8 protein-coding genes are annotated in these 10,112 nt (G+C 67.6%); 4 read left to right on the forward strand and 4 right to left on the reverse strand.

Annotation, left to right across the window (positions count from 1 at the left end; translation table 11 throughout):
- Positions 1-904 precede the first annotated feature (904 nt).
- The 3 genes from ABGB08_RS45395 (at position 905) to ABGB08_RS45405 (ending at position 3,204) form a co-directional block, all read left to right on the forward strand.
- A complete protein-coding gene (locus ABGB08_RS45395; protein ID WP_347603942.1) occupies positions 905-1,252 on the forward strand; it encodes a hypothetical protein in 348 nt (115 codons plus the stop codon).
- Between the two features lie 227 nt (positions 1,253-1,479).
- Positions 1,480-2,100, forward strand: coding sequence for a pentapeptide repeat-containing protein (locus tag ABGB08_RS45400; protein WP_347603944.1), 621 nt, complete (start codon positions 1,480-1,482; stop codon positions 2,098-2,100).
- 51 nt (positions 2,101-2,151) lie between these two features.
- The gene (locus ABGB08_RS45405; RefSeq protein ID WP_347603946.1) at positions 2,152-3,204 is read left to right on the forward strand and encodes a quinone-dependent dihydroorotate dehydrogenase; all 1,053 of its coding nucleotides are present in this window, start codon (positions 2,152-2,154) and stop codon (positions 3,202-3,204) included.
- Here the strand turns inward: ABGB08_RS45405 and ABGB08_RS45410 are convergent.
- From ABGB08_RS45410 to ABGB08_RS45425, 4 genes are all read right to left on the reverse strand, one after another.
- On the reverse strand, positions 3,201-4,052 hold the full coding sequence (locus ABGB08_RS45410; protein ID WP_347603948.1) for a carbohydrate ABC transporter permease: 852 nt from the start codon (positions 4,050-4,052) through the stop codon (positions 3,201-3,203). The two genes, ABGB08_RS45405 and ABGB08_RS45410, sit on opposite strands and share 4 nt — an antisense overlap.
- A gap of 1 nt (position 4,053) precedes the next feature.
- Entirely contained in the window at positions 4,054-5,100 is a 1,047-nt protein-coding gene (locus tag ABGB08_RS45415) for a sugar ABC transporter permease (RefSeq protein ID WP_347603950.1), read from the reverse strand.
- A gap of 72 nt (positions 5,101-5,172) precedes the next feature.
- Positions 5,173-6,429, reverse strand: a complete 1,257-nt coding sequence (locus ABGB08_RS45420; RefSeq protein ID WP_347603952.1) for an extracellular solute-binding protein — start codon at positions 6,427-6,429, stop codon at positions 5,173-5,175.
- 44 nt (positions 6,430-6,473) lie between these two features.
- The gene (locus ABGB08_RS45425) at positions 6,474-7,490 is read right to left on the reverse strand and encodes a LacI family DNA-binding transcriptional regulator (protein WP_347603954.1); all 1,017 of its coding nucleotides are present in this window, start codon (positions 7,488-7,490) and stop codon (positions 6,474-6,476) included.
- 261 nt (positions 7,491-7,751) lie between these two features.
- On the opposite strand from ABGB08_RS45425, the gene ABGB08_RS45430 reads away from it, so the two are divergent.
- Positions 7,752-9,821 carry a glycogen debranching N-terminal domain-containing protein gene (locus ABGB08_RS45430; RefSeq protein WP_347603956.1) on the forward strand — a complete coding sequence of 690 codons (2,070 nt, stop codon included), beginning with the start codon at positions 7,752-7,754 and terminating at the stop codon, positions 9,819-9,821.
- Positions 9,822-10,112 lie beyond the last annotated feature (291 nt).

The raw sequence follows: 10,112 nt of genomic DNA on the forward strand, positions 1-10,112 counted from the left end.
GTACGCACACGACAAACCCGCCGGCAAATTCGCGACGGACAGGTGAGTCGGCGTACTTAATGGACGCACCAAACGACGGAGCCGACCAGAGCCATTGCGTGCCCAGAAAATCCGAATACTGGTCCTGGGGGCACGGAATGCCGTCCGGCGGCGATCGAATGGGGGATCGGCGAGCGTGATTCGCGTCGCCGCCGACCGACAAGCGCTGCTATCTGGACGGTCAGCGAATCTATCCGGCCTCGATTCGTTTCACACGCATTCCCCTTCACCAAGGTCGCCGCCAAGCTCCGTCGGCTCGTCGTGGCTGGCCAGGTACACGGGATCCGGATGTGCCCCGGGTTCCAGCAATCAGCAGGGCGAGCCCTGCCGCATTTTCCGGTCGATATTAGACGCGCTTCCGACGCCCCAGCCTGTCACCGGTTTTAATGTGATTTACGTCATAGCCCAGACGAATAGACGTCGGTTAAGCCCATTATGCCGTCCAGTCTCATCTGCGGAAATATCGCGAATCAGAGACTCATAGCCCATCACGGCTAATCACCCGACCCTATCTACGCATATGAATGCGTGCTATACCGTCTCTTTCTTCCTTTACTGACGCATGGGGCGCAAGTGACGTCTCACGACAGGCCCGCGGTTACACCATGAAGCGCACTTTCATTGTAGGTGGCATTAGCGCGGGCCTGCTGGCCTCCGCTCTTGTCACCGCTCCGGCCCAAGCGACCGACGAAGTCCCGTCGGTCATCCTCGCCAATACGAACATGGCCGCCCGCCAGATCGCCGCGTTCTGGTACGGCGAGCGCAAAGCCAACCTGATCGGCGCCACGCCGTACAACGTGGAGACCAAGGTCGTCGCCAAGCACGTCTCGACCGGCGCAACCTGGTCGCCACCGCGGGCCACTGCGTGTACGACACCGAGTCGAACAAGGCCACGCTCGACAAGTGGGTCTTCATCCCCGGTTACTACGAGGGCAAGACCCCGTGGGGCATCTACGTCGGCAAGCAGGCGTTCACGCACTACGACTACGACGTCTACGAGGACGGCGACCGCGACTACGCGTTCGTGAACGTGTACAACGGCGTCATCCCCACCTCGGCCGACTTCGACCGGCACTACGACAGCAAACGTTTCGAGACCAAGGCCGAGGCGGAGAAGGAGAAGGCCAGGCTGCTGGCCGACCCCGCCTCCGCGCGGGCCGAACTGACCGTGGTCCCGGTCCGCGACTACCGGCACGTCGCCTCGGTTTCCTGAACGGTGTCACGATCGGCGTCGCCGATCGCGACGGCAACAACCGTTACGACACCAGCGTCTCGCCGTACTTCGACGGGGAGACCTACGGGGTCTACAAGGTCGCCGCGAACCTGTGGTCAGGCAAGATCGTCTAACAATTTCCGGAGGTGCCCCCGGGTGCTCGGGGCCCGGTCGGCCAGCGGCCGGGCCCTTCTGGAATTGTCGGTGGGGGTGCGTAGGGTGGCCTGGTGGTTGAGCGAGGGCGCAGGGGCCTCCCGCCGGAGGCGGGCACGACGATCCGTTCGGTGAGCTGGGATGGGGATGACCTGTCCGGCCAGGAGCATCATCGGGTCGAGTTCGTCGATGTGGACATGACCGAGGCCACCAGCAGCCGCGCGGTCTTCTCCGAATGCACCTTCCGCGGCGTGCGCTTCAACGTCTCCACTCACACCGAGTCGGCGTTCCTCAACTGCACGTTCGTCCGCTGCTCGTTCTTCGACGCCACCTTCACCGGCTGCAAGCTGGTCGGCAGCACCTTCGACGACTGCGCGTTCGCGCTGCTCAAGGTCGACGGCGGCGACTGGTCCTTCGCCGCCCTGCCCTACGCCGACCTCACCGGCACAACCTTCGACGGCGTCCGGCTCCGCGAGGCCGACCTGCGAAACACCATCTGCGCGCGTGCCACTTTCCGCGGCGTCGATCTCTCCGGGGCTTCGTTACGCCAGACGAATTTCACCGAATGCGACCTGCGCGGCAGCGACCTCTCCGCGCTGGATCCCCGCACGGCCACCGTCACGGGAGCGAAGATCGACTTTTCCCAGGCGATCACCATCGCCGCCGCGCTGGGTATGGACGTCGGCCCTGGCTGAGGACGAGTCGGTTTCTCGTCGTGGTGGAGTGGGGCGATACCCTGATCGGTGATGTATCGAATCCTGCTCACGCGAGTTCTGAGCCGTACTGACGCCGAGACGGTTCATCATCTGACGATCCGGTTGCTCCGGATCCTGGCCATCCTGCCGCTGGCGAAGCAGATCATCCACGGCTGGCTGGCCCCGCGTGACGAGGCTCTGCGCGTCCAGGCCTTCGGCGTGCACTTCCCCAGCCCGTTCGGGCTGGCCGCCGGTTTCGACAAGAACGCGGAATGCGTGGAGCCGCTGGCCGCGCTGGGCTTCGGCCACGTCGAGGTGGGCACGATCACCGCGCACGCGCAGCCGGGCAACGCCCGCCCCCGCCTGTTCCGCCTCATCGGCGACCGGGCGATCATCAACCGGATGGGCTTCAACAACAACGGCGCGACAGCGGCCGCGAAACGCCTCAGAAAGCCCCGCAGCCTCCCGGTCGTCGTCGGCGTCAACATCGGCAAGACCAAGGTTGTGCCCGAGGACGAGGCCGCGCGCGACTACGTGACCAGCGCCAGGACGCTGGCACCGCTGGCCGACTACCTGGTGGTCAACGTCAGCTCGCCCAACACCCCGGGCCTGCGCGACCTGCAGGCCGTGGAGCTGCTGCGCCCCCTGCTCACCCAGGTCAAAGCCGTCGCGGGCCGTACGCCCCTGCTGGTGAAGATCGCGCCCGACCTGGCCGACGAGGACGTGGACGAAGTCGCCCAGCTCGCGGTGGAACTCGGCCTCGCCGGAATCATCGCCACGAACACCACGATCAGCCGAAAAAACGTCTCATCCACGGAACAAGGCGGACTGTCCGGGCGGCCGTTGAAGGAGCGCTCGCTGGAAGTGCTCCGCAGGCTGCACGCCAAGGTGGGGGACCGGCTCGCGCTCGTCTCGGTCGGCGGCGTGGAGAGCGTGGACGACGTCTGGGAACGTCTTCTCGCCGGCGCCACCCTGGTCCAGGGCTACACCGGGCTGATCTACGCGGGACCGCTGTGGCCGTCCCGCATGAATCGCCAGCTCTCCCGCCGCCTGCGCCGACATGGGTACACCTCGATCGCCCAGATCATTGGGCGGGTCGACTAACCCTTGTCGGAGCCCTCGTTGGCTCCCCGCACGAAGTAGCGCTGGAAGACAACGAACATTATGGCCACCGGAATGGTGGCCAGCAGAGCCGCGCCCAGTTTGAGCGGATACTGGGTGCCGACCCCCAGCGACCCCGACACCAGGTCGGCCAGACCCCGGGGCAGCGTGAACAGCGCCGGATCCTGCACGGACACCAGGCTGTGCGGGAACTCGTTCCAGGTGCCCTGGAAGGAGATGATCGTCAGCGTGATCAGCGCCGGTCGGGCCATCGGTAGCACGACCGACCAGAACGTCCGGAACACCCCGGCTCCGTCGATCCGCGCGGCCTCCTCGACACTGACTGGGATGGACTCGAAGAACTGTTTCATGATGAACACGCCCGCCGCGTCCGCGATCACCGGCAGTATCAGCGCGGTGTAGCTGTTGTAGATCCCAATCTGATTCAAAACCAGAAATTTTGGGATAAAGAGCACAACGCCCGGGACCGCCATGATGGCGAGGATCGCCGAGAATAGCCCGGCGCGGCCACGGAACCGGAGGCGGGCGAGAGCGTAGCCCGCCATCGAGTCGAGCAGCAGCCGCCCGAGCGTCACCACGATCGTGATCACGATCGAGTTGCCCAGCCAGAGCGGCAGGTCGGTGCCGAGGAACACCCGCTCGTACCCGCCCGTGGACACCGGGTCGGGGAACGGTGACAGCGGGTTGGCCGCGGCGTCCGATTCGGTCTTGAACGAGTTGCCGATCTGGATCACGAACGGGTAGAGGAAGACCAGCGCGAAGAAGATCAGGACGCAGTAACCGACGAAGGTTGAGGCGAACGTTCGCCCGCCGGTGGTGTCGCGAGCCACCTCACACCTTCCGATCCCGCATGACCCATCGCTGGATCAGCGTCAGCACCACGATGATGGCGAACAGCACGAACGAGATCGCCGTCCCGGAGCCGTACTCGAAGCTGCGGAAGGCTGTCTGGTACGACAAGAACGCCGGAGTAAGGGTGGTCTTGGCGGGATTGCCCTGGCTCATCACGTAGATCTGGTCGAACACCTGCCACGTGGAGATCAGCCCCAGCGTCAGCACCAGGAACAGCGTCGGCTTGAGCATCGGCAGCGTCACGTAACGGAAGACGCCCCTGTTGCCTGCTCCGTCCAGCTTGGCGGCCTCCTCCAGGGTCACCGGGATGTCCTGCAGGGCGGCCAGGAACATCAGCATGAACGTGCCCGAGGTGGTCCAGATGACGAGCATGATGATGGTCGTCATGGCCACGCTCGGCCCCGACAGCCAGTCCCACCAGGACAGGCCGAACGGACCCGACTCCAGCAGCGCCGCCGGGGGAGCGTCCAGATCCACCAGACCCACCCCGCTCAGCAGCAGGTGCAGGGTCCCCCGGGAATCGGAGAACCACTGCGGCCCGTCGATGCCGAAGACGCTCAGCAGGTTGTTGACCGCGCCCGAGTTGGCGAACACGAACAGGAAGACCACGCTGATGGCCACCGAGCTGGTGACCGAGGGGAAGAAGAACGCCGCGCGGAAGAACGACTTGCCGCGCAGCAGCCGGTTGTTGACGATCATGGCCAGACCGAGCGCGAGCACGGTCTGGCAGGGCACCACGATCAGCACGTAGTAGACGTTGTTCCGCAGGCTCGTCATGAAATCCTGCCGGGTGAGCCCGTCCTCGGTGAACAGCCGGGTGTAGTTCTCGGTCCCGACGAAAGGCACGCTCGATTTGAACGGGCTGCCCTGCCCGTTCCAGTCGGTCACGCTGACCCACAGCGCCATCAGAATCGGCAACAGCATGAACAGGCTGAGGATGACGACAACTGGGGCCACGAACAGCCAGCCCGCGAGATTCTCCCTGGCGGCGGCGGAGAACCCTCGACGCCGCGCGGCAACAGCCACGACGGCCTCCTTTCGGGCCGCCCGGTACGGCACCCGCCCCCGAGGCGAGTGCCGTACCGGCGCGGAATGGGGTTAGTTGCCGAGGGCTGCCGTGGTGTTCTTCTGCACCCGCTCCAGCAGGGTCTTCGGCTCGATCGAGTCGAGCTGCTGGATACCGGTGTCGAAGTCGGCCAGCACGCTGTCCATCTTGGGCGCGTTGACCGGGCCGTGCGCGTAGTCGGCGCCGTTCACGAAGGGGGCGTCGTTCGGGAAGGCCGCGGTGTAAGCGTCCTTGGCGGACTGGCGGGAGGGCATGACGCCGAACGCCGTGGCGAACGCCATCTGCTGCTCGACGGTGGTCATCGCCTCGACGAAGCTGATGGCCTGCTCCTTGTACTTGCTCTTGGCGGAGATGCCCCAGCAGTTGGTGAAGGAGAGCGTGCCCTTGCCCTTGGGACCGGCGGGCATCTCGTGGACCGAGTACTTCACGTCGGGGAAGTCGTTGGTCATGGCGCCCTTGATCCAGTTGCCCTCGACCGTCATCGCGGCCTTGCCCTTGCCGAAGGCCTCACCGGCCCAGCCGGCGTCCAGCTGCTTGGGCGTCTGGGCGTACTTGTCCTTCATCAGGCCCTGGACGTAGGTCAGCGCCGTCAGGTTCTCGGGCGTGTCGGCGGTCGCGGTCTTGCCGTCCGGGCTGATGATCCAGCCGCCCGCGCCGACCATGAACGCGCCCACCCGGTCGCGGGTGTCGCCGAGCGCCAGCGGGGTGATGTCCTTGGCCTTCAGCTTCTCGCTGGTGGCGGTGAGCTGGTCCCAGGTGGTCGGCACGTCGGCGTCGGTCAGCCCGGCCTTGGCCCACAGGTCGGTGTTGATCACCAGGGCCAGGGTGGAGAAGTCCTTGGGCGCGCAGTAGTACTTGCCGTCGTAGGTGAAGGTGTCGCGCAGGCTCTGGTAGAAGTCGGTCGGGTTGGAGATCTTGTCGCCGTACGGCTCCAGCGCCCCCACGCTGGCGTAGTCGGCGAACCGGGACGCGTCCACGTAGAACACGTCCGGCGGGCTGTCACCCGCGAAGGCCTGGCCGAGCTGCTGGCCGAGGTCCTGGGCGGGCGTCACCGTGGCCTTGTTGCCCGTCTTGGTGGCCCACGCGGCGGCGGCGTCGTTGACCGCCTTGGTCTCGGCCTCGCCGGACGAGCCGATCATGATCTGCAGGTCGGCCGGTCCGGCGGAGGCCGGGGCCTGGGTGGGAGCGGCGCCCGGCTCCTCGAAACCGCTGCCGCAGGCGGCTGCCGAGAGCAGGGCGGCGGACGCGGCGGACAGGACGGCCGCCTTCCGAAGGGTGCTGCGCTTCATCGCGATATTCCTTGTCTTTCCGGGGGTTGTGCGCTGATCTCTGGTCAGGCGGACTGCCGTACCACCAGGAAGGGCGGGAGCAGGAGGTGGCTGGGCGGTGTTCCTTCGAGGGCCCGGCTGAGCAGGCTCATGCAGCGGGCCGCGGCTTCGGTCAGGGGCTGGTGCACGCTGGTCAGCCCGATCGCCTTGGCCACCGGGGTGTCGTCGAAGCCGATCACGGCGATACGCCGGTAGGCCTCGGCGTGCCAGGCGAGGTTGGGGGAGCGGGCCACCTGCAGGGCGCCGAGCGCGAGCGAGTCGCTGGCGCAGACCAGGGCGGTGATGTCGGGGTCGCCGGCCAGCAGGTCGCGGGCCACGGCCTCGCCCTCGACGCTGCCGTCGTCGGTCTCCCGGCTCAGGCCGGTGGGGTCGAGCCCGGCCCCGGCCAGGGCCCGGGACCAGCCGAGCCGGCGGTCGTCGCCGACGCCGGACCCGGGCGGCCAGCCGATGAAGGCGATCCGGCGGTGCCCGGCGGCGAGCAGGTGCTCGGTGGCCGCCTCGGTGCCGGCCGCGCCGTCCACGTCCACCCACGGGTGCCTCACGTCGGGGAGCTCGCTCCACGGGCGGCCGAACGTGACGAACGGCAACTGCCGCTCGAGCAGCCAGGAGGTGCGGAGATCCTTGTGGTGGGTGCTGGTCAGCACGAACGCGTCCGGCTCGTGCGCGCCGAGCAGGTCCTCGAAGGCGGCGATCTCCTTGTGGTCGTCGGCGGCGGTGTACAGCAGCAGCCGGTGGCCTGCTTCGGCGGCCGCCTCGGTCAGGCCGTGCAGGAACCGGTCGAAGACCGAGCCGTTGATGCCGTCGCCGACCGGGTCGACCCTGATGGCGATCAGCCCGGACCGGCCGGTGCGCATCTGCCGGGCCGCGAGGTTCACTCGGTATCCGAGCTCCTCGACGACTTCCAGCACCCGCTGCCGTGTCTCCGGGCGTACGACCTCGGGGGTGTTCAGAGCGTTGGAAACGGTCTGCCGGGAGACGCCCGCGACACGGGCGACGTCGGCGATCGTCACCTTTTCGGCCATGAACACACCTTTCGGGGGGTTGAACGTTCAAATATAAGTAAGGCATGATTTGATCGTTCAAAGTTAGAGAATTGTTTCGCAATCTGCACCTCCCGCGACCGTCTGTCAAGACCCTGCTTGGCCGCGCCTGTGTCTGGACTGAGGAACGCAGGTCGCGGAGCGGCCGGAGTGACGAGGGAAGACGCAGGCGCGGCCAAGCCCGCCGATCCGAAGGATCGGCCATGACACAGCTGCTGGATGGAGATAACGAAAGGACTACGTGTGCTTGCCGAACCGCACAGCGGTCTGGGCGATCATCGCCTGCAACCGCTGCTGCACGACCTGATCAGCACGGTCATGGCGCCTACCAGCGCGCTCAGTGGCGCCGACGGGCAGATCCGTCCGGCGGGGGTGCAGGGGCTCTTCCACGCCGACACCCGTGCGCTGTCCCAGGCCACCCTGCTGGTCGACGGCCACGAACCGGAGGCCATCGGCTACGCCCCGGCCGGTCCGGGTCGCAGCCGCTTCACCTCACTGGCCCGCCGGCTCGGTGACCGCATGCCGGATCCGACCGTACGGATCGACCGGGTGCGCGAGATCGGCCCGACCGGTATGAGCGAGAGCGTGGAGATCACTTCTACCGCCTCCATGACCGTGACGGCCACCGTGAGCATCGAGTTGGCCTGCGATTTCGCGCCGATCAGCGTGGTCAAGTCCGGCGGTGACACCGAGACCAGCGAGCCGGTCCGCACCGGGCCCGGGCGACTGTCGTGGCGTTCCGGTCGGATTCGGGTGGTGGCGACCGGGGCGGGAGCCTCGATTGTGGACGAGTCCCGGCTGGTGTGGCAGATCACGCTGGCGCCGCGCAGCCGGGTGATCCTTTTCTGGGACACCCTGATTGAGGATCCGGACGCGGTCGTGGTCGCGCCGCCGGGCGAGCTGGAGTGGAGCGTGCCGGGGGTGACCGTCGCGGACCGGCGGTTGACCCGGATGCTCGACCAGGCGCTGGACGACCTCGCGTCGCTGCGGTTGACCGAGGCCGACACGCCGGAGGACACCTTTCTGGGCGCGGGAGTGCCCTGGTTCCTGACGTTGTTCGGCCGGGACAGCCTGTGGGCGGCGTCGATGATGCTTCCGCTGGGGACCGACCTGGCCGGGGGCACGTTGCGTACGCTGGCCCGGCGGCAGGGGGTTCGGATCGATCCCAGGACCGGCGAGGCTCCCGGGAAGATCATGCACGAGCTGCGCCGGGACGAGTTCGTCGAGCCGGCGCACAACGTGCGGCTGCCCGCCGCGTACTACGGCACCATCGACGCCACCCCGCTCTGGATCAGCCTGCTGCATGACGCCTGGCGGTGGGGGCTGCCGGAGGACGAGGTCGCGGCGCTGGTGCCCAACCTGGAGGCGGCGCTCGGCTGGCTGCGCGACCACGCCGATCCGGATGGGGATGGCTTCATCGAATACATCGACTCCAGCGGGCGTGGCCTGGCCAATCAGGGCTGGAAGGATTCCGGTGACTCCATCCGGTTCCAGCACGGCGGCACGGCCGAGCCGCCGATCGCGCTGGTGGAGGTGCAGGGATACGCCTACCAAGCAGCCCGGCAGGGGGCGTCGCTGCTTGAGGCGTTCGGTCGTCCGGGGGCCGAGGAGTGGCGCGAGTACGCCGCGGCGCTGGCCGAACGGTTCCGCGCCAAGTTCTGGGTGGACGGGCCGCATGGGAGGTTCCCGGCCCTCGCGCTCGATCACGACAAGCGGCCGGTGGACGCGTTGACCAGCAACATCGGGCATCTGCTCGGCACCGGGCTGCTGTCGGAGGAGGAAACCGCGCAGGTGGCCGCGCTGCTCGCCTCGCCCGCGATGGCGGAAGGGTTCGGGTTGCGGACGATGTCGGCGGAGGAGGGTGGGTACAGCACGCTGTCCTACCACTGCGGGTCCATCTGGCCGCACGACACGGCCATCGTGATCGCCGGACTGGCCCGCGAGGGCTTCGGCGACCAGGCCGCGGTACTGGCGGAAGGCCTGCTGGCGGCGGCGGAGTCGTTCGGGTATCGGCTGCCTGAGTTGTATGCGGGGGATAGCCGGGGGAGCGTGATCCGGCCGGTGCCGTATCCGGCGGCATGCCGGCCGCAGGCCTGGTCGGCGGCTGCGGCGGTGACGATCGCGCATGCGGCGGTGGGCTTCTATCCGGATGTGCCCGGCGGGCGCGCGGTGCTGCGCCCCCTGGCCGGGGCGCCGCTTGGGGCGGTGTCGGTACGGGGCCTGCGGGTGGGGGATGCCCACGTCGACGTGCACGTGGACTATGACGGCAAGGCCACAGCGACCGGGCTTCCAGCGGGGATGTCACTGAGCTGACAACTGGTCCTTGGTGATTTCTGGGTGGGGTTCTACTGCGACCGATCGCGTGCCGTGTGGTGGTCGGGGTCCGTGGCGGGTAGGTGGCGCAAGCCACGGTGATGGCGGGGCGGGCGGAGTCCGGACAGGCACAAAGGGTGGGTGGGAGTTCCACGGTAAGCGTTCGGGTGGGGTGTGAGGGCTGGGGTCCGTAGCGGGTGGGCAGGGCGGACACTCCGGCCGACCGTGATAGTGGGCCTCTGGTGAGCCGCTGGTCAGCGGCCATCGCGGGCGCGGTGGTCTCGGGCACGG

The organism is Acrocarpospora sp. B8E8, from assembly GCF_039871605.1.
Taxonomy (GTDB): domain Bacteria; phylum Actinomycetota; class Actinomycetes; order Streptosporangiales; family Streptosporangiaceae; genus Acrocarpospora; species Acrocarpospora macrocephala.

What these genes read in the sequence shown, in the direction of transcription:
- ABGB08_RS45420 (WP_347603952.1), bottom strand. Translation starts at nt 6,429, where the DNA reads ATGAAGCGCAGCACCCTTCGGAAGGCGGCCGTCCTGTCCGCCGCGTCC.
- ABGB08_RS45405 (WP_347603946.1), top strand. Translation starts at nt 2,152, where the DNA reads ATGTATCGAATCCTGCTCACGCGAGTTCTGAGCCGTACTGACGCCGAG.
- ABGB08_RS45425 (WP_347603954.1), bottom strand. Translation starts at nt 7,490, where the DNA reads ATGGCCGAAAAGGTGACGATCGCCGACGTCGCCCGTGTCGCGGGCGTC.